We start from the raw sequence: 22,706 nt of genomic DNA, 5'->3' as shown, positions 1-22,706 counted from the left end.
AATTCTAACGAAAAAACCCGCGACAAGCGCGGGTTTCTTCAAAACGAATCTCACAGGCCTACATTTTTTGCAGATCACGCTGGGCCAGTTGAGCGGCGGAAGTGCCCGGGTATTGCGACACCACCTGCTGCAGAATGCCTTTCACCTTGTCGGTATGACCGAGGCGGCGCTCTACATCAGCCAGTTTGTACAGCGAATCAGGCACTTTTGGATGCTTTGGGTACAGCTGCGAAACCTTGGCAAAAGCTTGACCCGCGCCTTGCAGATCACCTTTGGCCAAATTCACTTCGCCCAACCAGTACTGGGCATTGCCCGCGTATTGGCTGCTTGGGTATTTGCGCAGAAATGCGGAAAAAGCCTGGCTGGCCTTGTCGAAATCCTTGGCTTTGATCAGGTCGAAGGCTGCGTCGTAGTACAGCTTTTCCTTCGCCGGGTCGGCCGGTTCGCTACCCGCGGCGGGTGCTTGCGCGGCTGCGGCTGCCGCTCCTGCACTAGCGCCTACTGCTGCACCGGGGGCATTCAAATTGCCACCGGTGGAAGAATTATCAGGAGTTGCGGCTGGTGCTACGCCGGATCCTATGCGCCGATCAAGATCCTGGTATCGCTCCAGGTTTTCCTGCTTCATGCGCGCTACATCATTTTGCAGAACTTCGATCACGCCCTGTTGACGTGAAATCTGCTCCTGCATCGATTGCAGTTGGTTGAACAGCTCGCCCTGTGCCGAGACAGGGGCCGAAACCCCTCCCCCGGCATAGGCGCCGTTCGTACCGTAACCCGCAGGCGGATAACTGCTCCCGCTATTGTTATAACCGGAGTTGTTATCGACCACAGGAACCGCAGCCCACACCGCAAGCGATGTGAGACTGAGAGCCAAAACAGTTACAGCACGACGGCACGTTCGCATGACGAATTACTTACGCAGTTCGACGCGACGGTTTTGAGCCCAGGACTGCTCGTCGTTGCCGGTAGCAACTGGACGCTCTTCGCCGTAGGAAACCAGTTCCAGCTGAGCTGGGGAAACACCTTGCAGTACCAGGTAACGCTGAACGGCTTTCGCACGACGCTCGCCCAGTGCCATGTTGTACTCACGAGTACCACGTTCGTCGGTGTTGCCTTCCAGAACAACGCGAGCGCCGTTTGCTTTCAGGTCTTTGGCGTGAACGTCCAGAGCGCGCATGGCTTCTGGCTTCAGGTCCGAGCTATCGTATTCGAAGTAGAAGGTGGTGATTGCGCGCAGAGCAGCTTCTTCGCTCAGGGAACCGTCAACGGCACCAGTGTTTGCGCCGTAACCAGCGTTTGGATCGACAGCGCCTTGACCGGCATTGTCGCCGCCTTTGGACGAGCAACCTACAGCTACAGCCATGGCCAGAGCCAGCGCAGCAAATTTACCAAACTTCAGCATTTCCATCGTGAAACTCCTAATGAACCCCAGTGTGTTAAGTACAACGTGTAGCGCCGCGTCAGTTCAGGTAAGGGGACCAGGAAGGTTCTCTGACTTCGCCTTGTGCGGTAGGAAGCGGGAGCCTTACGCGTCCATTAATGGACACGAGCATCAAGACTCCCCGGCCCTGCTGGCGGGTGGCGTAGATTACCATGGTGCCGTTGGGCGCAACAGTAGGCGACTCGTCCAGAGTGCTATCAGTGAGGATCTTTACACTACCTCGCTGCAAATCCTGGGCTGCCACCTTGAAATTAGTGAAACCATCCTGGCGGTGAATCATCACCAGGGTCTTTTCGTCAGCCGACAGTTTCGGGTTGGCGTTGTAGTTACCAATAAAGGTCACACGCTCCGCACCACCACCACTTACGCTGGTTTTATAGATCTGTGGTTTGCCGCCACGGTCGGAAGTGAAGTAGATGGTCGAACCATCCTTACCCCAGAACGGTTCGGTGTTGATGCCAGGACCGTTGGTGACACGACTGATCTGACGCGAACCCAGGTTCATCACGTAGATGTCCGGGTTGCCGTCCTTGGACAGTACGAATGCCAGGCGATTGCCATCCGGTGACCAGGCTGGCGCGCCATTGAGGCCTTCGAAGTTGGTGATCTGCTCACGGCGACCGGTGTCGATGTTCTGCATGAAAATACGCGGACGCTTCTGCTCGAAAGAGACATAAGCGATGCGCTTGCCATCCGGTGCGAAACGCGGCGACAGGATCGGCTCGCGCGATTGCAGCAGGGTCACGGCGCGGGCACCGTCATAGTCCGAACGTTGCAGCGTGTAGCGCGTGTTCTTCTCGGAGAAACGCTCGGCCGTCACGTACAGCAGGCGTGTCGAGAACGCACCCTTGATACCGGTGAGTTTTTCGAACGACTGGTCGGCGATGTAGTGCGCCATGTCGCGCAGTTGATCGACACTGCCCGACACGCTGCCGGTCAGCACTTGCTGCTCGGTGGCGACGTTGAACAACGCGTATTGAACCTGCAGGCGACCGCCCGCTGGAACGATGCTGCCGACCATAATGTACTGGGCGCTGATAGCCTTCCAGTCACGGAAAATGATTTCGCTGGCCTGGCTAGGCTGGCTGATCATGTTCTGCTTTGGAATCGGCGAGTAATAACCCGAGTTACGCAGGTCGTTACCGATGATTTCGGCCATGTCGTCTGGCAGCACGGTGCCGCCCTGGAAGCCGAACGGAACTACCGCGATCGGCGTTGCCCGATCACTGCCGCTGGTGACCAGAATGTTTTTTTCATCCGCCGCCGCTATCCCTGCCAGGCAGCAGATAACGACAAGCATTCCTCGAAGAAGGTTTCTCACAAGGCTAGATCCTCAGGTGTGAATGTCATCTTGAATGAACGATACGGAGCGAAATCGCTCGGCTTCATTCCCTGCATTTCTGTCAAACGTCCAATATTCTTGACCGCCGCAACTGCCGACGAGTCGAACGGACCATCGCCACTGGACTTGGCCACACTGACCGAAGTCACCGTACCGTCCGGCAACATGCCGATTTGCAACACGACCGTCATGCCTTTGCGTGCCGAAGGTGGACGAGCCCAGCCTTCCGCTGCACGAGCACGAATCAAATCATCGAAACTGCCGGCGACTTCGTCACCCTGCTCATCCGCCAAGGCTTGCTGACGCTGAGGCGTGTCGGAAAGCAAATCTGCCAAGGCCTGGGCCTTTTTCTCTTCAGCGGATTTACGTGACGCTTCCTGCGATTTTTTCTTCGCAGCATCGGCGGCAGCTTTCTTCTTCGCGTCTTCGGCGACTTTCTTCTTCGCCTCTTCAGCTTCAGATTTCTTCTTGGCCTCTTCGGCGGCTTTCTTCTTCGCGTCTTCGACGATCTTTTTCTTGGCTTCTTCAGCGGCCGCTTTCTTGGCCTCTTCTTCAGCTTCTTTCTTGGCTTCTTCTTCAGATTTCTTCTTGGCTATATCAGCCAATTTTTTCTCTTCGGCCTTTTTGGCTTCGGCAGTCTTCTTGGCTTCATCGGCTTTCTTGGCTTCATCAGCCTTTTTGGCCTCTTCAGCTTTCTTCGTCTCGTCGGCCTTCTTGGATTCTTCGGCTTTTTGAGCCGCGTCTTCCTTCTTTTGTTCCGCGGCTTTGATCGCTTCCTGTTCGATCTTTTTCTGTTCCATCTGTTCGACTTCGGTCTGACGCGCAGCAGATTTCTGCGCTTCACCCGCAATCTTCTGATTGGTCTGGGTGGTCGCCCGACTTTTCGACTTCAGCTGGTACAAGGTCGCCTGGACAATCGGCTTGGCCGGCGGCAGCTCCGGTGTGAAGGCAAAACTGACGAACAGCATGCCGAACACCAGCACGTGCAAGACAATCGCCCAGACACTAGGCCAGAAGTAGCTTTCCGAGGCGGACGGCTCTCGCATTTGCTGCATCAGGGTGCCTCGGTAATCAAGCCAACATTACCGACCCCGGCTTTCTGCAATCCGCCCATGGCGCCCATCACGGAGCCGTAATCGACGGTCTTGTCGCCACGGATGAACACCTGGGTACGCTTGCCGCCTTCGGTCCCGGCGCGAATGATCTTGGTCACCGCGTCCGTCATCTGCGGCAAGGTCATGGCCTTGTCCTGCTGCTTTTCGGTGTCGACTTCGCTGCCAAGGTTCCAGTAGTAGGTCTTGTCAGCCTTGATCGAAATGGTCAGGACCTGGGTGTTGTTGTCCTGCGGCAAGGCTTCGCTGGAAACCTTGGGCAGATCAACTTTCACGCCCTGATTGAGCATTGGCGCGGTCACCATGAAGATGACCAGCAGCACCAGCATCACGTCGATGTAGGGCACCACGTTCATCTCGGCAACCGGCTTGCGCTTTTTGCGAGCTCGAGCGATTAAAGCCATTGGAAATTACCTGCTTATTCTTCGCTGGTGTGCACTTTGCGGTGCAGGATCGCCTGGAATTCATCGGCGAAGGTGTAGTAACGGCCCAGCAGGGTTTCGCTGCGAGCAGCAAAACGGTTGTAAGCGATAACGGCCGGAATCGCGGCGAACAGACCGATCGCGGTGGCGACCAGTGCTTCGGCGATACCAGGAGCCACAGTGGCCAGGGTCGCTTGCTGGGCAGTGGCCAGGCCACGGAAGGAGTTCATGATCCCCCAGACCGTACCGAACAGACCGATGTACGGGCTGACGGAACCCACGGTGGCGAGGAACGGCAGGCTCTGCTCGAGCTTTTCTTCTTCGCGGGAGATGGCAACGCGCATGGCACGGGCCACGCCTTCCATGACCGCTTCCGGGTCTACGCCAGGCTGCTGACGCAGACGGGAGAATTCCTTGAAACCGGCACGGAAAATTTGCTCGACGCCCGAATCCGGATCAGGGTTGCTGCCAGCCTGACGGTAGAGTTTGGACAGGTCGATACCGGACCAGAAGCGCTCTTCAAAGCTCTCCAGGGCACGTCGACCGGCACGAATCAAATTGCTGCGCTGAAAAATCATGATCCATGAGGTCACCGATGCGGCTACCAGGATCAGCATTACCAGTTGCACCACGATACTGGCATTGCTGACCAGGCTCCACATGGAGGAATGGTCGACGACGTTAGCTTCCACGCTTTATCTCCTGCTTTGAGTGTGTACCCGCGCCGCTCACGTCGGCAAAGGCCGCACGTAGAGCTTCGGGAATGGCCCGGGGTTTTAAACTTTCAGTGCGCACACAGGCCACCAGAAACTGCCCTTCACAGAGCAGCACATTATCCGTTGCCCGCCTGACCTGCTGTTTGAAGCGCAGGCTGACTCGGTTCAATTCGATTACTTCAGCGCTTACCAGAAGCTCGTCGTCCAGTCGCGCCGGCGCGTGGTAACGCGCTTCGCTGGAGTGCACGACAAACAACAGGTCCTCCCCTGCCAGCGCCGATTGGGCAAAGCCCAGATCCCGGAGCCGCTCGGTTCGAGCCCGTTCCATAAACTTGAGGTAATTGACGTAATACACGATGCCGCCCGCATCGGTGTCCTCGTAATAAACGCGACAACGAAGTGCGAAAGGCTCAAGCCCGTTTTGCGCGCGCATACTCTAGTGCTTACTCCTCAGGTTGCCAATCCGGCCAGGCAACTGTTTTTCATTGATTCGCGGCTTTCTGGCGAATGCACGGTCCTGAGACCGCACAAACTCCGAATAAATCGGCGCGCAAAGGTGATTAATCGTCCACGGCATCGAGGAACTCGTCTACCACGGGCATCTCGCCCAATCGTGACGGAATGTTTAAACCGAAGTGCAAGTACGCGTGCCGGGTAACAACTCGCCCCCGTGGCGTGCGCATGATATAGCCCTGCTGGATCAGGTACGGCTCCAGCACGTCTTCAATGGTGTGGCGTTCTTCGCTGATGGCGGCCGCCAGACTGTCGACGCCGACCGGCCCGCCATCGAACTTCTCGATCATGGTCAACAACAGACGCCGGTCTTGATGATCGAAGCCACGCTCGTCGACATCCAGCAGGTTCAACGCCAGGTCGGCAATCGGCTTGGTGATATGGCCCTTGGCCCGGACTTCGGCGAAATCGCGCACCCGGCGCAGCAGGCGATTGGCAATCCGCGGCGTGCCGCGAGCACGACGGGCGATTTCAAAAGCGCCTTCCGGGTCCAGTGGCAAACCGAGAATGGCTGCCGAACGACTGACAATCGTCGCCAGATCAGCGGTGCTGTAGAACTCCAGGCGCTGGACGATCCCGAAACGGTCGCGCAACGGGTTGGTCAGCATGCCGGCACGGGTGGTGGCGCCGACCAGGGTGAAGGGCGGCAGATCAAGCTTGATCGAGCGTGCGGCCGGCCCTTCGCCGATCATGATGTCGAGCTGGAAATCCTCCATGGCCGGGTACAGCACTTCCTCGACGATCGGCGACAGCCGATGGATTTCGTCGATGAACAGCACGTCATGTGGTTCAAGGTTGGTCAGCAGCGCGGCCAGATCGCCCGGGCGCTCGAGCACCGGGCCCGAGGTGCTTTTGATCGATACGCCCATTTCCTGGGCGATGATGTTGGCCAGGGTGGTCTTGCCCAGACCCGGCGGCCCGAAAATCAGCGTGTGGTCCAGCGATTCATTACGTCCGCGAGCCGCCTGGATGAACAACTCCATCTGCTCGCGTACGGTCGGCTGGCCAATGTATTCGGCCAGGCTGACAGGGCGAATCGCCCGGTCCTGGACTTCCTCGCGGTCGCGCGGGCCAGGCGTGGCGGTAATCAGACGATCAGCTTCAATCACTTAAATCATTCCCTTCAGGGCACGACGAATCATGTCTTCACTGCTCAAGCCTTTCTCCTTGATCGCAGAAATCGCCTTGCTGGCTTCCTGCGGCTTGTAGCCCAGGGAAATCAGCGCGCTGACTGCATCATTTTCGGCGGTGGCGACCGGCGCTGGCGCATCAGGCCCGCCCGGCTGGTTCGGCACCAGTGCAAACATGGCCGGAACGGTTTCCCAAGCCTTGAAGCGGTCCTTGAGCTCGACCAGCAAACGCTCGGCGGTCTTCTTGCCCACGCCCGGCACCTTGGTCAATGCCGAGGTGTCCTGGGACTGCACGCAACGGACCAACTCGTCGACTTCCAGGCTCGACATCAATGCCAGGGCCAATTTGGGCCCTACACCATTGAGACGGATCAACTCGCGAAAAAAGTCTCGCTCACGTTTGCCATAGAAGCCATAGAGTAACTGCGCGTCTTCGCGTACGACCAAATGGGTGTGCAAGGTCAGCGGTTCACCGACCGACGGCAAGCGATAAAGCGTGGTCATGGGCACTTCCAGCTCATACCCCAGACCGTTTACATCCAGAATCAGGTGCGGCGGCTGTTTCTCAGCCAGTGTGCCGCGCAAGCGTCCAATCACGTTTCAGATCCTTGAGCGTTGGCCAGATCAATGACTGGCGACTGACAGAACGAGGGTTTTGCGCCGGCAACACAGGCGCAAAACCCTCATTCCCTAAAAACGACTGCTGATGCTATCAGAGACGCAGACGCCCGCCACGACTGCGTGCCGCTCCCAGACCGTGCGGCAACAGGCTCGATCGGGTGTGGGCATGGCAAATGGCAATGGCCAGGGCGTCCGAGGCATCGATTTGCGGCTTGCTGGTCAATTTCAGCATGTGCATGACCATCATCTGAACCTGCTCTTTATTCGCCGCGCCCGTGCCGGTCACCGCCTGCTTGACCTGGGTCGCGGTGTACTCGGCGATTTCCAGGCTTTCTTCGGCGCCGGCAACAATCGCCGCCCCCCGCGCCTGCCCCAGTTTCAACGCAGAATCGGCGTTGCGCGCCATGAAGACCTTTTCGATCCCCATGGTCACCGGGCCGTAGGTCTGAATGACTTCCCGCACACTGCGATAGACGATTTGCAGGCGCTCATGCAATTCGCCGGAACCGGTGCGAATGCAGCCCGACGCCACGTACACGCAACCCCGCCCGGTATCGCGTACCACGCCATACCCGGTAATGCGCGAACCAGGGTCGATACCAAGAATTAAAGTCATAACGCCTGCGGGTTGAGTAAAAGCAAAATATCCAATACACCAAATAACAATTGTGGGAGCTGGCTTGCCTGCGATGCCATCACTTCGGTCTGTCTGATACACCGAGGTGATGGCATCGCAGGCAAGCCGGCTCCCACATTAGATCTTAGCTGCCCTTAACCCAGCTGTGCGGCGACCGATTCCGGAATGTCCGCGTTGGAGTAGACGTTCTGTACGTCATCCAGGTCTTCGAGCATGTCGATCAGCTTCAGCACCTTCTCGGCACCTTCCAGGTCCAGTTCGGCGCTGGTGGTCGGCAGCATCACGATTTCCGCATCATCACCTTTGAAACCGGCTGCTTCCAGCGCGTTACGCACGGAGTAGAAACCGGCGAACGAGGTGAACACGTCAATCGAACCATCTTCGTGAGTCACCACGTCATCGGCGTCGGCTTCCATGGCCGCTTCCATCAGGGCATCTTCATCGACGCCCGGCGCGAAGGAGATCTGCCCCTTGCGCTCGAACAGATACGCCACCGACCCGTCAGTCCCCAGGTTGCCGCCGCACTTGCTGAAGGCATGGCGCACGGCAGCTGCGGTGCGATTGCGGTTATCGGTCATGCACTCGACCATCACCGCCACGCCGCCCGGGCCGTAGCCTTCGTAGGTCAGTTCGACCATGTCGTCGGTGTCGGCAGCGCCAGCACCGCGGGCCACCGCGCGATCGATGATGTCGCGGCTCATGTTCGCGCCCAGTGCCTTGTCCAGCGCCAGACGCAGACGCGGATTGGAACCCGGATCACCACCGCCCTGACGGGCAGCAACGGTCAGTTCACGAATCCACTTGGTGAAAATCTTGCCCTTCTTGGCATCCTGACGTTCTTTGCGGTGCTTGATGTTCGCCCACTTGGAATGACCCGCCATAACTCGCTCCGAATTCTCTTTGAAACATTGCCCGCCGCGCATTCACGCTGGCCAACAAGAAAAAAATCTCGACCTGTAAAAAAGGCGCATCCCATAAGGATGCGCCTTCAGGGTCCGTCTTACTCTGCTTTTGGCGTTTCGCGCAGACGAATGTGCAATTCGCGCAATGCCTTGGCATCTACAGCCCCCGGAGCCTGAGTCATGACGTCAGCCGCGCTCTGGGTTTTCGGGAAAGCGATCACTTCACGGATCGACTGGGCGCCAGTCATCAGCATGACCAGACGGTCCAGGCCGAAGGCCAGGCCACCGTGCGGCGGCGCGCCGTACTTGAGGGCATCGAGCAGGAAGCCGAATTTCTCTTCCTGTTCTGCTTCATTGATACCCAACAGGCGGAATACCGTCTGCTGCATTTCCTTGCGGTGGATACGGATCGAACCGCCACCCAGCTCGGTGCCGTTCAGGACCATGTCGTAGGCACGGGACAGAGCGGTCGCCGGGTTGGCTTCCAGTTCTTCCGGCGTGCACTTGGGTGCAGTGAACGGGTGGTGCAAGGCGGTGAAGCTGCCGTCGTCGTTCTCTTCGAACATCGGGAAGTCGACGACCCACATTGGCGCCCACTTGCAGGTCAGCAGGTCCAGGTCGTTACCGACTTTGATCCGCAGCGCGCCCAGAGCTTCGCTGACGATCTTGGCCTTGTCGGCACCGAAGAACACGATGTCGCCGTCAACCGCGCCAACGCGATCGAGGATCACATTGAGGTTGGCCTCAGGGATGTTCTTGACGATTGGCGACTGCAGGCCTTCGACGCCTTTCGCGCGTTCGTTGACCTTGATGTACGCCAGGCCCTTGGCACCGTAGATGCCGACGAACTTGGTGTAGTCATCGATCTGCTTGCGCGGCATGCTCGCCGCACCCGGGACGCGCAAAGCGGCGACACGGCATTTCGGATCGTTGGCAGGACCGCTGAAGACCTTGAAGTCGACGTCTTTGAGCTGATCGGCAACATCCACCAGTTCCAGCGGGTTACGCAGGTCTGGCTTGTCGGAACCGTAGCGGCGCATGGCTTCTTCGAAAGTCATGTGCGGGAATTCGCCGAATTCCAGATCCAGCACTTCCTTGAACAGGTTGCGGATCATGCCTTCGGTCAGGCCCATGATGTCTTTTTCATCGAGGAAGCTGGTCTCGATGTCGATCTGGGTGAATTCCGGCTGGCGGTCAGCGCGAAGGTCTTCGTCACGGAAGCACTTGGCGATCTGGTAGTAACGGTCGAAGCCAGCCACCATCAACAGCTGCTTGAACAGCTGTGGCGATTGCGGCAAGGCGAAGAACGAGCCGGCGTGAGTACGGCTCGGTACCAGATAGTCACGCGCGCCTTCAGGGGTCGCACGGGTCAGGATCGGCGTCTCGACATCGAGGAAGCCGTTCTCGTCCAGGTAACGACGGATGCTGGTGGTCATGCGCGAACGCAGACGCAGCTTCTCGGCCATTTCCGGGCGACGCAGGTCGAGGAAGCGATAACGCAGACGGGTTTCTTCACCCACGTCCGAGTACTCGTTCAGCGGAAACGGCGGGGTTTCCGACTCGTTCAGCACTTCCAGCTCGTAACCCAGGACTTCGATCATGCCCGACGCCATGTTGGCGTTGGTTGCACCGGCCGGACGCAGGCGTACCTTGCCAGTGATCTTCACGACGTACTCGCTGCGCACGCGATCGGCGGCGGCGAAGCTCTCGGCGCGGTCCGGATCGAACACCACCTGGGCCAGACCATCACGATCACGGATATCGAGGAAAATCACCCCACCGTGGTCACGGCGACGGTGAACCCATCCGCAAAGGGTAATTTCCTGGCCTTCCAGGCTTTCGTTCAGTTGGCCGCAATAATGGCTGCGCATCATGGTAGTGGTTTCACTTCTCGTAATTCGAAATTCGGTTGGAGACCTTGTTCACCCGGCGCTTGAATAAAGCTCCCGATATGCCAAGGACTCGCACGTGTCGTTCAACTCAGGCCCTAGACCCTAGTCAGCTTTGTCGCCGCCGGCCAGGTTCTTCTTCGAGCCGGTCTTGAAATCGGTTTCGTACCAACCGGTGCCGCTGAGGCGGAAGCCCGGCATGGACAGCATCTTTTTAAGCTCTGGAGCCTGGCAGGCAGGACAGTCGACCAGCGGTGCTGCGCTGATCTTTTGAATGGCTTCCAACTGATGACCACAGGAAGCACATTGATAGTCGTACATCGGCATGGGGATTGTCTCGGCGATCAGATTGCTACCGCGCACGCTGGGTTTTGCGGCAAAGCGCGGGATTATATCCATTAAATGCAGCCTGTGCAGCCGTAAGACTGCACAGACCGACACTCTGCCCGATCCACCGCAGCGGCTAAGGCATCGTGACGCAGCCACCCTCCTTCAGGCTGCGCACCACGCAGACAACCCGCACCAGTCCGGTGAAGTTGCGAACGCCGCCGTGACGCAGATGCACCTCGCGGTCCACATGCGACAACAAAGCACTGACCGAGCAGCAATTGACCTTGGCCATGTCACCCAAAATATCCCAGTACACCTGTTCAAGCCGCAAACAGGTGGCAAAACCATTCAAGCGCACCGAGCGGGATAACGGTTGGGCCAACCCCATATCAAATTCGCTGACAAACGGATCAACCCTTATTTCCTTGATCGGGCCTCCCCTCCCTTCGCCTAGCCTGTCTTCGTACACCATATCGTTGACACTCCTTTGCCATCGTTGCCTTCTGTAAGAGCACTATCGGTCGCCTTATAAAAGCGCAGGCGCAAAGGTATATCCAGACGACTTTATGACCATCGACGTAGGATAAGCCAACAGGTGAAGGGCGATCATGGAGACCGTCCTAGGCCGGCCGTTTTCCTACATGGCCAGGCGAATCTTGAGGGAGGCAAAACAGATTTTTCGATGTGGAAGGCGGCACGCGAACAGGATTTACGATTTCTTCCCCCAGACATCGCAGCGGCAGAACCACACGTGAAGCCTGCCACGACCTCGCGGGCATCACCGCCTGAGTCACATCGCCCTACAGGGCACCGCCGGACTGGCTGATTTGAGTAGCTGCAGGCTTTGCTGTTAAATAGGCAGTGTGTCGCTACCGCCTATTTTCCGGGGGCTGCGCATAGGCTGGTACCGGGTACGTGTCCAACGCCTCTTATTGTTCTGAAGCGAACCGTGCTCCATCAGCTCTTCCTTGTGATCCGTCTTAACGTGAGTTAATCAAAATGTTGAAAATCGTTCACCTGCTAACGGGCGCAGCAGCTTTGCTGTTGTCCTTCATACCCAGCCTGCAACCCGAAGCTGCTCCTTACCTGCAACAACCCGCCGCACTGTACCTGGCCTTTTTCGGCCTGCTCAACCTCACCCTTGCTCCCGTGATCCCTTACTGGAACAAAGGTCCTCGTCATCAACTGCAAAACCTGGTCAGCGCCCTGCTGGTCCTGGCCGTCGTCCTGCAAACCGTTTCGCTGATCGCGAAAATGCCGGACATCGCCGGTCAACCTGCCGTTCTGTTCAGCCTGCTGGCCGCCCTGATTGCCGTTCTCCTGCACCTGGCCATCAGCTTCTACAAATCTTCACCGGCCGCCGCCTCGCCAAGCTATGACATGAGCAACCGCGATACCGGCACCGTCAAGTGGTTCAACACCTCGAAAGGCTTCGGCTTTATTTCCCGTGATTCCGGCGATGATATTTTCGTGCATTTCCGGGCAATTCGTGGCGAAGGTCACCGTGTTCTGGTCGAAGGCCAGCGCGTGGAATTTTCCGTGATGAATCGTGACAAAGGTCTGCAAGCCGAAGATGTGATCGCCGCACTGCCGCGCCGCTGATTCCAGGGCCCAAAAAAAAACCGCGAACAGCCGAGCTGCTCGCGGTTTTTTATTGCCTGCGGTTTCAATAATGCGGTGGCGGGGTTTCTTCTTCAAAGGTTGCGAACTGGCCAGCCATTTCCTCCTGACGCTTGAGCAGTGCGGCCATCTGCAGCTGCAGTCGCTCAACGGCGCGCTGCTGCGTCGCCAGCACATCACTCAATGACTGGATGGTATCGTCCTGAAAGGCCAGTTGGCTCTCCAGATCGGTAACGCGCTCTTCCAGGCTCATGATTCAACCCTCCAGAAACGTGAAGTCTTCGGTTAACAACAGGCGCAACCGCTCGCGAATCGTCGCGATCTGCTCTGCGCTGTAAGGCACAGACGAGTGTTTACCCCAGACCGGCGCGGGCCAGGCCGCATCTTCTCGCTTGCGCACAATCACATGCATGTGCAGCTGACTGACCACATTGCCCAGGGCTGCGACATTCAACTTATCGGCGTCGAACGCATCCTTGAGCAGTTCCGCCAGCGCCGTCGTTTCCTGCCACAACCGCTGCTGATCGGCGACATCCAACTGAAATATCTCACTGATATCGTCGCGACGCGGCACCAGAATGAACCAGGGGTAATTGGAATCATTGGATAACAGCAACCGGCAAAGCGGGAAATCCCCGATCGGTAGTGTGTCTTGTTGAAGTCGTGGATCTAAAGCGAACACCGCGCGCACTCCCGCCTGGTCATCATTTTTCAGCTTAGTCCGCCTCCAGAGAGGCTGCGCACCAAGCGACAAGACACCAGCATACCTGTGAAAGCGGCCTGCTTCACGACCAACCACTGCCAACGTCAGGCCACCGAAACGACATTCGGCATGCGAACGCCCTGTCGTGAGACATTTTCTAACACGGCGCACCATCACAGCACCTGTTACGTCAGAATCAGCTCCGAAATGACTGATAAACAATGAAGAGTTTCCAGCCGAGCTGCACCTACACTGTGTGAATTCGGTACAGCAATTGAAATTTTTTGCACCAAAATCGTACAGTGCGTCTACGCTGAGTGCGTCAGGCATCCGCCAATTACTCACTGGTGGGGTGAACCGGTAACGTTTTTGGTTGTCACGCCGTCGAACGGGAGGGTGCAACACGATGCAAACCGAGGCGTCAAGCTTGAACAGCAGGCGCTTGAAGCCCCCGGTTTCATGAGGTTTTTACTGCACCAAGCAGGCCGTCAGAAAAAAATGGCAACAGAATTCTGATTTGTGCACGCTTGTTGCATTCACACCCATATCGCCTTGGTCGCCTCCGCTGGAAGTGGAAGCCTCAAGGCAAATAAAAACAGCGGCAGGGTTGCCCGATGGAGATTCAAACGTTTCACCAGGGACTCTTTTTACCGATGTCCGAGTCTTGGAAAACAACGCTGAAGTTGTCATTCCGCTTGCATCGAGGCTGTAAATTTGCGACATCTACCAAGCTGTTTGCGACAGGGTCGTAAAGAAGCCGAAAGGTTAGATACGCAAGTATCGCCAACATGGTCGGCGTGATATAAGTTTGCGCCGACACAAAAAGAAAGAGCCGCCCAGATAATAAATCAGGTGGGACGGCAGTACTCTTCTAAAACCAAAGGAGCAAATCACGATGCGCGTGATGAAGTGGAGCATGATCGCACTGGCAGTTGCAGCAGCAGCCAGTACTCAGTTGGCAGTAGCCGCACCTTTCGTAAGCGACCAGGCAGAAGCCAAAGGTTTTGTTGAAGACAGCAAACTCGACTTGCTGGTTCGCAACTACTACTACAATCGCAACAAGAAAGACGGCGCAGTCGACGACAAAGACTGGACCCAAGGCATCCAGGGCATGTACAGCTCGGGTTACACTCAAGGTCTGATCGGTGTCGGCGTTGAAGCTTGGGGACAACTGGCCATTAAGCTCGACGGCTCCGACAAATATTCGGGTACCGGCAACATGCCCGTGGGCAAAGATGGCGAAGTCGAAAACAACCAGGGCAAAGCCGGCGCTGCCGCCAAGTTCCGCATCTCCAAGACCGAGCTGAAAATCGGCGACATGCAGCCAAGCACCTCTCCGGTGTTCGCTGTTGGCGGCTCCCGCATCCTTCACCAAACTGCTACCGGTGTCCAACTGCAGAGCAGCGAAGTCAAAGACCTCGACCTCGAAGGCGGTCACTTCACCTCGGCTACCAGCCAGGACAGCAACGCCCGTAACGGCGACCTGTGGGCTACTTACGCTGGCGTGAAAGCCAACTCCATCGACTACGTCGGTGGCAAGTACGGCATTACCCCAGACCTGAGCGTTTCGCTGTACGGTGCCAAGCTCGAAGACATCTGGAACCAGTACTACGCCAACGCGAACTACACCCTCGCACTGGGCGGCGACCAGTCGCTTAACTTCGACGGTAACATCTACAACACCCGCGACACTGGCAAAGCTAAAGCAGGCGAAATCAACAACACCGCCTACTCGCTTGCTGCTGCTTTCTCGTTCCTGAAAGCGCACACCTTCACCCTGGGCTTCCAGAAAGTGAACGGCGACACCCCGTTCGACTACATCGGTGTGGGTAAAAACAACCGCGGTGGCGACTCGATTTTCCTCGCCAACTCCATCCAGTACTCTGACTTCAACGCCCCTGGCGAGAAGTCGGTACAAGCCCGTTACGACCTGAAAATGGCCGAATACGGCGTACCTGGTCTGAGCTTCATGACCCGTTACGTGAAAGGTTGGGACATCGACGGTACCAACACTCCAGCAGGCAGCGCTTACGCAGGCCTGTACGGCGCCGATGGCAAACACCACGAAACCAACCTGGAAGCCAAGTACGTCGTTCAAACAGGCCCAGCGAAAGACCTGTCCTTCCGTATCCGTCAAGCATGGCACCGCGCCAATGCTGACGAAGGCGAAGGCAGCATCGACGAGTTCCGCCTGATCGTTGACTACCCACTGTCGATCTTGTAATCGCAGTTGGTTAGTTAGTAAGCATAAAAAAGGCCCATCTTCGGATGGGCCTTTTTTTGTTGGCTACAAACAATGTATTAAACGATCAAATCCGTGAGGAAACATGCCTGACCAAAAGAGTCAGACATTGATCAAAAAACAATCACTGCACTGCAGACTCCTGCACCACACGAATTACCCGCTGTGGAAACGGAATATCGATACCCGCTGTTTTCAAACGATCCCGGGACTGTTCGTTGAACATGAACATCACATCCCAATAATCCGCTGTCTTCACCCACACGCGCAGAGAAACAGTAATCGAACTGTCACCCAAGGTAGAAATGACTGCTTGTGGAGCCGGGTCAATCAGTACACGGGGATCCTTGGCCAGTTCCAGCAACACTTCACGGGCCTTCTGCAAGTCCGCTTCGTAGTCCACACCCACATCAAACACAACTTTGCGAGTCGGCTGGCGGTTTGTGTTGGTAATGATACCGTTCGACAAGTTGCCGTTCGGCACGATGATGGTTTTGTTGTCGCCAGTGCGCAATACGGTGTGGAAGATCTGGATACTGTCGACAGTACCGGCAACGCCTTGGGCTTCAATCCAGTCACCAATACGAAACGGACGGAACAACAGAATCAGCACGCCGCCGGCGAAGTTTGCCAGGCTGCCCTGCAAGGCCAGGCCGATGGCCAGACCGGCCGCACCAATGGCCGCGACGAACGACGTGGTTTCGACGCCAATCATCGACGCCACGCTGACGATCAGTAACACCTTGAGGATGATGTTCGCCAGGCTGCTGATGAAACCTTGCAGCGCGAGATCGGCGTTACGCAGTGCCAGCAGGCCACCGAGCTTTTGCGCCACCTTGTTGATCAACCACCAGCCGATGGCCAGGGTGATAACCGCCAGCAACACGCGGCTGCCGTATTCCATGATCATCGGAATCCAGGCTTGGGATGCCTTGACCAGGTGGTCCACTTCAGTATTCAAATCCATCTTCTTTCTCCTGATTTCCGGCTACCCGGCACGCGATAAAAACTGCGGCGATTGCGACTTGCTCGCGAAAGCGGTGTTTCATTCAACAGTGAGGTCGAGTGATACGCACGCTTCGCGGGCAAGCCCGTTCCCACAGATCCCGCCTCTAAGGTCAGTCGCGGAAGTTGTTGAACTGCAGTGGCATATCGAAGGTTTTGGCGCGCAGGGCCGCGATGGCTTCCTGCAAGTCGTCACGTTTCTTGCCGGTGATACGCACTTGCTCACCCTGAATGGCCGCCTGGACCTTGAGCTTGGCGTCCTTGACGTGAGCGACGATTTTCTTCGCCAGCTCCTTGTCGATGCCTTCCTTGAGGACCGCTTCCTGCTTCATCAGCTTGCCCGAGGCATAGGCGTCTTTGACTTCAAGGCACTGCACATCGATCTTGCGCTTGACCAGGGCCAGCTTGAGGATCTCGATCATTGCCTCGAGCTGGAAGTCCGCTTCAGCGGTCAGGTTGACGGTCAGCTCCTTTTCCTTGAACTCGAAGGTGCCTTTGCCTTTCAGGTCATAACGACGATCGAGTTCCTTGACGGCGTTCTCGACCGCGTTGGTGACTTCGTGTTTGTCCAGTTCGGATACCACGTCGAACGACGGCATGTAATCTCTCCAGTAAAAAGGCGCGCTCGATAGCGATGGCGCGCGCTTGGCTTGCGGTTAAAATCGGGCTCATTATAACGGGTCTTTTCCAACCGATACTGTGAGCCTCACATGCCTGTGCCAAACCGAGCAAAAAGCTGATGTCGACCACTTGGCATGTTCTGGGCGCCGGCAGTCTCGGTACCTTGTGGGCCACGCGCCTGGCCCGGGCCGGGGTGCCGGTCAAATTGATTGTGCGCGACGAGCAGCGATTGCAGGCCTATCAGGCTGCTGGCGGGCTGACGCTGGTGGAGCATGGCGAAGCGCACACCTATGAAATCCCCGGTGAAACTGCACACAGCGAGGAACCGATCAACCGCTTGCTGGTGGCCTGTAAAGCTTACGATGCCGAGAGCGCCATCGCCCAACTGGCGCAGCGCCTGACGCCTGATGCCGAGTTGATCCTGTTGCAAAACGGCCTCGGCAGCCAGGACGCGGTTGCCGCGCAGGTCCCGCAGGCGCGCTGTGTGTTCGCATCGAGCACCGAAGGCGCGTTTCGCGACGGCGATTGGCGTGTAGTGTTCGCCGGTCATGGTTACACCTGGCTGGGCGATGCCGGCCACCCGGTGGCGCCAATCTGGCTGGATGACCTGACTGTCGCTGGTATTCCCCACGAATGGAGCACCGACATCCTGACCCGGCTGTGGCGAAAGCTGGCGCTCAACTGTGCGATCAATCCCCTGACGGTGCTGCACGACTGCCGCAATGGTGGTCTACAGGAGCATCACTGCGAAGTCGCCACCCTGTGCAGCGAGCTGACTGATTTGCTGGAGCGTTGCGGTCAGCCCGCAGCGGCGCAAGATCTTCAACAGGAGGTTGAACGAGTGATTCAAGCCACGGCGGCCAATTACTCCTCGATGCACCAGGACGTCGCCAATCAGCGCCGGACCGAAATCAGCTACCTGTTGGGCTACGTCTGCAAAGTGGCCGCGCGGCACCAGTTGAACCTGCCACACCTCAATCAATTGCAGCAGCGACTGATTGCGCATCTGCTCAGCCTTGGATTGCCCAGCGACTGAGCAGCGGCTACGCTGGCCACTTGTTCCTTTTCAGCGATGAACCTGATGCCATTGCGCCAGCGCCTCGAAAACCTTCCCGTCGGCCAGAAACTGTTGGCCGCTCTGCTGGTGTTATTGGTCACCATCCTGCTGGTCGCCAACCTGACCTTTATCAGTGCCGCGTATTACATTTCCCAGGAAAGCATGGCTCCCCAGGCGCTGCAAACCATCGGCCGACTGGTGTCAAACCCGAGCCTGGTGGCCGATGCCTTGAAGTCGCCGGACAATGCCGAACGCCTGCTCAACGAGCTCAACAGTTATTCACCACTGCGAGCCGCCGCGCTTTATGACGGCAAGGGTGAGCGTTTGGCGCAGCTGCAGCATGGCGACAGGCTGAACCTGCCGGATCGCTACCGGCACATCGAAGCCTGGCAAGCCACCGAGTTTCGCAGCAATCAAGTGATCACCCTGCCCCGCCCCGGCACCGCGCCAGGGCACCTTTTGTTGGTGGCCAGCAGCGAATTGCCGGTGGCCTTCTACACCGGGACCCTGACCGCCAGTCTCGGCATCCTGATTTTCAGCGTGCTGTTGTGGCTGGTGATCGCCCGCCAGATCAAACGCCTGATTACCCGCCCGATCCATCAACTTGAAGAGCTGTCACGGCAAGTGACCCGCGAAGAGAACTACGCCCTGCGCGCCTCCCGAGGCAACCACGACGAAATCGGCAGCCTCGCCGAAGCGTTCAACACCATGCTCTCGCGCATCGAAGCGCGGGAGCAGCAACTCAAGCGTGCCCGGGATGACTCCCAGGCAGCGTACGATCAAGCTCAGGGCCTGGCTGAAGAAACCCGCCACACCAATCGCAAACTGGAACTGGAAGTCCAGGTGCGCAGCAAGATCGAGAAAAAGCTCACAGGCTTTCAGAACTACCTCAACAGCATCATCGACTCGATGCCGTCGGCCTTGATCGCCCTCGACGAGCAGCTTTACGTGACCCAGTGGAATCAGGAGGCCAGCGCACTGTCCGGCACGCGCCTGGACGAAGCGTTGAACCAGCCGATCTTCCTCGCCTTCGAGCCACTGAAACCGTTTCTGCCGCAACTCAAGCAAACCGTTGAACAACACACGGTGGCCAAGATCGAGCGCGTGACCTGGTTCAAGGACGACGAACCCAAGCATTACGCCCTGACGTTCTACCCGCTGATGGGCGGCGCGGGGCGCGGTGTGGTGATTCGTATCGACGACATTACCCAGCGCCTGTCCCTGGAAGAAATGATGGTGCAGTCGGAAAAAATGCTCTCGGTTGGTGGCCTCGCCGCCGGCATGGCCCACGAGATCAACAACCCCTTGGGCGCGATCCTGCATAACGTGCAGAACATCCGCCGACGCCTGTCGCCTGATTTGCCGAAGAACCTGGAACAAGCCGAGCAAATCGGTATCCCGCTGGAAACGGTCAACAAATACCTGCAATCGCGGGAAGTGCCACAGTTGCTCGACGGCATTCAACAGGCCGGTGCCCGAGCAGCAAAGATCGTCACCCACATGCTCAGCTTCAGCCGCCGCAGCACGCGGCAAATGGCCCCGTGCGACCTGCCGGCGCTGATCGATCAAGCGGTGGAAATCGCCGGCAACGACTTCGACCTGGCCATCGGCTTCGACTTCAAGGGCCAGGCAATCATTCGCCAGTTCGACCCGGCACTGGGGCCGGTGCCCGGCACCGCCAACGAACTGGAACAGGTGCTGCTCAACCTGCTTAAAAACGCCGCCCAGGCCATTCACCAGCGTGAAGACGACAGCGAACCCGGGCGGATCATCCTGCGCACCAAGCTGAATCCGCCGTGGGCCGAGATCCAGGTCGAGGACAACGGCATCGGCATGAGCGAGAGCGTGCGCAAACGCACCTTCGAGCCGTTCTTCACCACCAAGGAAATCGGCCAGGGCACCGGCCTTGGCCTGTCGGTCTCGTATTTCATCATCACCAACAACCACAAGGGACAGATGGAGGTGCAATCGACACCGGGCCAAGGCACCTGCTTCACCTTGCGCCTGCCGCTGGCGGGCACTCCAGTGATCTCACAAGAACTCAATCAGCTATCGAGGTAACCATGGGCTTTCGCCTGTCGAAAATTTACACCCGCACTGGTGACAAGGGCGAAACCGGCTTGGGCGATGGCCGCCGTGTACCCAAGGACCATCCGCGGATCGAAGCCATTGGCGAAGTCGATACGCTGAACAGTCAGGTGGGTGTGCTGCTGGCCGGGCTGACGACTGAAAGTGCCACGTATCCGGGATTGAACGAAGTCATCGAGGTCTTGGCGCCCTGCCAGCATCGTTTGTTCGATCTGGGGGGTGAACTGGCGATGCCGGTGTATCAGGCGTTGAACATGGCGGAAATCGAACGGCTGGAAGCGGCGATCGATGTGTGGAACGAAGAGTTGGGACCGCTGGAGAATTTCATTCTGCCGGGCGGCTCGGCGCTGATTGCCCAGGCCCATGTCTGCCGAAGCCTGGCGCGCAGTGCGGAGCGACGGTGTCAGCAGTTGAATGCGATTGAGCCGTTGGCCGGGGTTGGGCTGGCGTACATCAACCGGTTGTCGGATTTGCTGTTTGTAATGGCAAGGGGGATCGCCAAACGGCAGGGGATTGCCGAGATTTTGTGGCAGCCGGCGGCTAAACCTCAGGAATAATCGGCATATTCAAGGACGCTATCGCGAGCAAGCTCGCTCCCACAGTAAATTGCGGTGTACACAAAACCAATGTGGGAGCGAGCCTGCTCGCGATGAGGCCATTGGCCTCTCCGCAATAATCAAGCCTCAGGCCAGAACGCCCGAATCCCCGCCACGCCCTGAGCCCCGGCTTCCCAGGCCTTTTGCCGTTCGGCCGGGCCGACGCCGCCGAGCAGGAACACCGGTTTGCTGAAACCCTCGATCAACGCCGAAGCCTGCTCCCAACCTAACGGCAGCGCATCAGGATGCGTCTGGGTTGGCTGCACCGGTGACAAGGTCACGAAGTCCACACCCATCTCTTCAGCCAGCGCCAACTCTTCTGCGTTGTGGCAAGACGCCGCCAACCAGCGCGATGCCGGCAACGGACGCCCCGCCGCCGCGTATTTGCGCAATTGTGCGGCGGTGATGTGCCAACCGGCAGACGGGAAGTCGCCCAACCATTCGAACGGCCCTTTGATCATCAACTGCGCCTTGCCGGCACAGAGCCCCGCCGCATCCACGGCCAGATCGCGGTATTTCGGGTCGTAGCCGTTAGGCGCGCGCAGCTGGATCAGCTTGATACCACCAGCGATGGCTTTCTGAATACCACGCAGCAAGGCCGGGGTTTCCAGGTCTTCCGGGGTAATCAAATATTCGGCGGGCAAGCGTGCCGCCGCGACGATTGGCCGGTTGGCTGCCGGGAACTCGTAACTCAGCAGGTCGCGCTGAGTCACCCATTCCAGAGGCTGACCTTCGGCGCCATGGGGTTCGCCGGTAAAGGCCGAGACTTCCCAGACGTCCAGCAACACTTGCTTGTCCGGGTAATCGTGACGAACCTTGATCAACGGCCGCGCGGCGCTGACCACAATGCCCAGCTCTTCATGAAGCTCGCGTGCCAAAGCGGTTTCGACCGATTCGTCGTCCTCGACCTTGCCGCCCGGGAATTCCCACAAACCGCCCTGGTGCTGGGTGTCGGCGCGGCGTGCGATCAGGATTTTGCCACTGCTGTCACGGATAACGGCGGCGGCTACGTGTACTCGTTTCACTGTCCAACCTCCTCCAGACCTGCCTTCTGCCAGGCCTTGAACGCTGGCCATTGGTAAAGGGTTTCGACGTAGGCCTCGTCCACGGCAGGCAACTTCACCTGGTAGGTGCGCAGACGCACGGCAATCGGCGCAAAGAATGCGTCTGCCAGGGTCGCGCCGCCAAACAGGAACGGACCGGTTTGCGTCGACGCCGCTCGGCATTCGGCCCACAGCGCCAGCATGCGCTCGATGTCTGCTTGAACGTCAGCGGGCGTCGGCGATAAAGGGGCATCGTGGCTCAAGTCGAACGGCATGTTGCCGCGCATGGCAAAGAACCCGGCGTGCATCTGCGCACAGGCCGAACGCGCCTGGGCACGGGCCGCGGTGTCTTTGGGCCAGAGGCCGGCGTCGGGAAATTGCTCGGCCAGGTATTCGGCAATCGCCAGGGAGTCGGCGATGGTGCCGTGTTCGGTTTTCAACAACGGAACCTTGCCGGTCGGCGAGTACTTGAGCAGTCGTTCGCGGGTGTCCGGTTTGCCCAGTTTGATCAGCTCTTCGGTGTAGGGAGCGCCGGTGAGTTCGAGGGCCAGCGCGCCGCGAAGGGACCAGGAGGAATGCAGTTTGTCGCCGATGATCAGGTGGAGGCTCATGTTCGGGACCTTTTGATGAGGAAACAGGCCAGTCTTGTAGTGACTGGCAGTCCGTCATCGCGGGC

Annotated in this window: 25 protein-coding genes; 5 read left to right on the top strand and 20 right to left on the bottom strand. The window is 58.0% G+C overall.

The window, feature by feature from the left end; translation table 11 throughout:
• Nucleotides 1–58 precede the first annotated feature (58 nt).
• The 14 genes from ybgF to ACM6I0_RS00380 all read right to left on the bottom strand — a co-directional run bounded on the left by ybgF (nucleotide 59) and on the right by ACM6I0_RS00380 (nucleotide 11,527).
• The gene (ybgF, locus tag ACM6I0_RS00445; protein ID WP_285429643.1) at nucleotides 59–904 is read right to left on the bottom strand and encodes a tol-pal system protein YbgF; all 846 of its coding nucleotides are present in this window, start codon (nucleotides 902–904) and stop codon (nucleotides 59–61) included.
• A gap of 6 nt (nucleotides 905–910) precedes the next feature.
• The gene (gene pal / locus ACM6I0_RS00440) at nucleotides 911–1,408 is read right to left on the bottom strand and encodes a peptidoglycan-associated lipoprotein Pal (RefSeq protein ID WP_090187413.1); all 498 of its coding nucleotides are present in this window, start codon (nucleotides 1,406–1,408) and stop codon (nucleotides 911–913) included.
• Between the two features lie 52 nt (nucleotides 1,409–1,460).
• On the bottom strand, nucleotides 1,461–2,762 hold the full coding sequence (gene tolB / locus ACM6I0_RS00435; protein ID WP_414921236.1) for a Tol-Pal system beta propeller repeat protein TolB: 1,302 nt from the start codon (nucleotides 2,760–2,762) through the stop codon (nucleotides 1,461–1,463).
• Nucleotides 2,759–3,838 (bottom strand): cell envelope integrity protein TolA, encoded by a 1,080-nt coding sequence (tolA, locus tag ACM6I0_RS00430; protein ID WP_222588170.1) that lies wholly within the window; start codon nucleotides 3,836–3,838, stop codon nucleotides 2,759–2,761. The genes tolB and tolA overlap by 4 nt, the downstream gene beginning before the upstream one ends.
• Nucleotides 3,838–4,290, bottom strand: coding sequence for a protein TolR (tolR, locus tag ACM6I0_RS00425; RefSeq protein WP_161807482.1), 453 nt, complete (start codon nucleotides 4,288–4,290; stop codon nucleotides 3,838–3,840). Before tolR ends, tolA begins: the two co-directional genes overlap by 1 nt.
• A 23-nt stretch (nucleotides 4,291–4,313) precedes the next feature.
• A complete protein-coding gene (gene tolQ / locus ACM6I0_RS00420) occupies nucleotides 4,314–5,009 on the bottom strand; it encodes a protein TolQ (RefSeq protein WP_222588171.1) in 696 nt (231 codons plus the stop codon).
• Nucleotides 4,999–5,466: a tol-pal system-associated acyl-CoA thioesterase gene (gene ybgC, locus ACM6I0_RS00415; protein ID WP_222588172.1), complete on the bottom strand. Its 468-nt coding sequence runs from the start codon at nucleotides 5,464–5,466 to the stop codon at nucleotides 4,999–5,001. The genes tolQ and ybgC overlap by 11 nt, the downstream gene beginning before the upstream one ends.
• A gap of 127 nt (nucleotides 5,467–5,593) precedes the next feature.
• Complete coding sequence (ruvB, locus tag ACM6I0_RS00410; RefSeq protein ID WP_090187427.1) at nucleotides 5,594–6,655, bottom strand: Holliday junction branch migration DNA helicase RuvB; 1,062 nt, start codon at nucleotides 6,653–6,655, stop codon at nucleotides 5,594–5,596.
• Complete coding sequence (gene ruvA / locus ACM6I0_RS00405; protein ID WP_090187430.1) at nucleotides 6,656–7,273, bottom strand: Holliday junction branch migration protein RuvA; 618 nt, start codon at nucleotides 7,271–7,273, stop codon at nucleotides 6,656–6,658. It lies immediately after the preceding gene.
• 115 nt (nucleotides 7,274–7,388) lie between these two features.
• Nucleotides 7,389–7,913, bottom strand: coding sequence for a crossover junction endodeoxyribonuclease RuvC (gene ruvC / locus ACM6I0_RS00400; RefSeq protein ID WP_208669606.1), 525 nt, complete (start codon nucleotides 7,911–7,913; stop codon nucleotides 7,389–7,391).
• A 155-nt stretch (nucleotides 7,914–8,068) separates the two neighbouring features.
• The gene (locus ACM6I0_RS00395) at nucleotides 8,069–8,815 is read right to left on the bottom strand and encodes a YebC/PmpR family DNA-binding transcriptional regulator (RefSeq protein WP_008072427.1); all 747 of its coding nucleotides are present in this window, start codon (nucleotides 8,813–8,815) and stop codon (nucleotides 8,069–8,071) included.
• A gap of 119 nt (nucleotides 8,816–8,934) precedes the next feature.
• Nucleotides 8,935–10,710, bottom strand: a complete 1,776-nt coding sequence (gene aspS / locus ACM6I0_RS00390) for an aspartate--tRNA ligase (RefSeq protein WP_285429638.1) — start codon at nucleotides 10,708–10,710, stop codon at nucleotides 8,935–8,937.
• 120 nt (nucleotides 10,711–10,830) lie between these two features.
• Nucleotides 10,831–11,052, bottom strand: a complete 222-nt coding sequence (locus ACM6I0_RS00385) for an FmdB family zinc ribbon protein (protein WP_010457489.1) — start codon at nucleotides 11,050–11,052, stop codon at nucleotides 10,831–10,833.
• Between the two features lie 136 nt (nucleotides 11,053–11,188).
• Entirely contained in the window at nucleotides 11,189–11,527 is a 339-nt protein-coding gene (locus ACM6I0_RS00380; RefSeq protein ID WP_285429637.1) for a ribbon-helix-helix domain-containing protein, read from the bottom strand.
• A 527-nt stretch (nucleotides 11,528–12,054) separates the two neighbouring features.
• On the opposite strand from ACM6I0_RS00380, the gene ACM6I0_RS00375 reads away from it, so the two are divergent.
• Nucleotides 12,055–12,657, top strand: coding sequence for a cold-shock protein (locus ACM6I0_RS00375; RefSeq protein ID WP_090187443.1), 603 nt, complete (start codon nucleotides 12,055–12,057; stop codon nucleotides 12,655–12,657).
• Nucleotides 12,658–12,721: 64 nt separating this feature from the next.
• Here the strand turns inward: ACM6I0_RS00375 and ACM6I0_RS00370 are convergent, their stop codons facing one another.
• Both ACM6I0_RS00370 and ACM6I0_RS00365 read right to left on the bottom strand, forming a co-directional pair.
• Nucleotides 12,722–12,928 carry a SlyX family protein gene (locus ACM6I0_RS00370; protein ID WP_222588176.1) on the bottom strand — a complete coding sequence of 69 codons (207 nt, stop codon included), beginning with the start codon at nucleotides 12,926–12,928 and terminating at the stop codon, nucleotides 12,722–12,724.
• Nucleotides 12,929–12,931: 3 nt separating this feature from the next.
• Nucleotides 12,932–13,357, bottom strand: a complete 426-nt coding sequence (locus ACM6I0_RS00365) for an HIT domain-containing protein (RefSeq protein WP_285429660.1) — start codon at nucleotides 13,355–13,357, stop codon at nucleotides 12,932–12,934.
• A gap of 916 nt (nucleotides 13,358–14,273) precedes the next feature.
• Here ACM6I0_RS00365 and ACM6I0_RS00360 point away from each other — a divergent pair.
• A complete protein-coding gene (locus ACM6I0_RS00360) occupies nucleotides 14,274–15,602 on the top strand; it encodes an OprD family porin (protein WP_414921235.1) in 1,329 nt (442 codons plus the stop codon).
• A gap of 142 nt (nucleotides 15,603–15,744) precedes the next feature.
• Here ACM6I0_RS00360 and ACM6I0_RS00355 read toward each other — a convergent pair whose 3' ends face one another.
• Together ACM6I0_RS00355 and ACM6I0_RS00350 are read right to left on the bottom strand one after the other, a co-directional pair.
• Nucleotides 15,745–16,587: a mechanosensitive ion channel family protein gene (locus ACM6I0_RS00355; RefSeq protein WP_285429633.1), complete on the bottom strand. Its 843-nt coding sequence runs from the start codon at nucleotides 16,585–16,587 to the stop codon at nucleotides 15,745–15,747.
• Nucleotides 16,588–16,738: 151 nt separating this feature from the next.
• On the bottom strand, nucleotides 16,739–17,224 hold the full coding sequence (locus ACM6I0_RS00350) for a YajQ family cyclic di-GMP-binding protein (protein ID WP_008029244.1): 486 nt from the start codon (nucleotides 17,222–17,224) through the stop codon (nucleotides 16,739–16,741).
• A gap of 140 nt (nucleotides 17,225–17,364) precedes the next feature.
• Here ACM6I0_RS00350 and ACM6I0_RS00345 point away from each other — a divergent pair, with 140 nt between their 5' ends.
• Genes ACM6I0_RS00345 through ACM6I0_RS00335 form a run of 3 tightly spaced genes read left to right on the top strand, consistent with a single transcriptional unit; the run spans nucleotide 17,365 to nucleotide 20,948 of the window.
• Entirely contained in the window at nucleotides 17,365–18,282 is a 918-nt protein-coding gene (locus ACM6I0_RS00345) for a putative 2-dehydropantoate 2-reductase (protein WP_414921234.1), read from the top strand.
• 45 nt (nucleotides 18,283–18,327) lie between these two features.
• Entirely contained in the window at nucleotides 18,328–20,364 is a 2,037-nt protein-coding gene (locus tag ACM6I0_RS00340; RefSeq protein WP_285429631.1) for an ATP-binding protein, read from the top strand.
• 2 nt (nucleotides 20,365–20,366) lie between these two features.
• Nucleotides 20,367–20,948: a cob(I)yrinic acid a,c-diamide adenosyltransferase gene (locus tag ACM6I0_RS00335; protein ID WP_414921233.1), complete on the top strand. Its 582-nt coding sequence runs from the start codon at nucleotides 20,367–20,369 to the stop codon at nucleotides 20,946–20,948.
• A gap of 119 nt (nucleotides 20,949–21,067) precedes the next feature.
• Here ACM6I0_RS00335 and ACM6I0_RS00330 read toward each other — a convergent pair whose 3' ends face one another.
• On the bottom strand, nucleotides 21,068–22,012 hold the full coding sequence (locus ACM6I0_RS00330; RefSeq protein ID WP_414921232.1) for a Nudix family hydrolase: 945 nt from the start codon (nucleotides 22,010–22,012) through the stop codon (nucleotides 21,068–21,070).
• Nucleotides 22,009–22,641, bottom strand: a complete 633-nt coding sequence (locus tag ACM6I0_RS00325) for a glutathione S-transferase family protein (RefSeq protein ID WP_414921231.1) — start codon at nucleotides 22,639–22,641, stop codon at nucleotides 22,009–22,011. The genes ACM6I0_RS00330 and ACM6I0_RS00325 overlap by 4 nt, the downstream gene beginning before the upstream one ends.
• Between the last annotated feature and the right edge of the window lie 65 nt (nucleotides 22,642–22,706).

This window comes from Pseudomonas sp. IT-P294 (genome assembly GCF_949767865.1).
Lineage (GTDB): Bacteria > Pseudomonadota > Gammaproteobacteria > Pseudomonadales > Pseudomonadaceae > Aquipseudomonas.
Note: the sequence above shows the minus strand (reverse complement) of the source record. Positions and strands in the feature narration are given on the sequence as shown.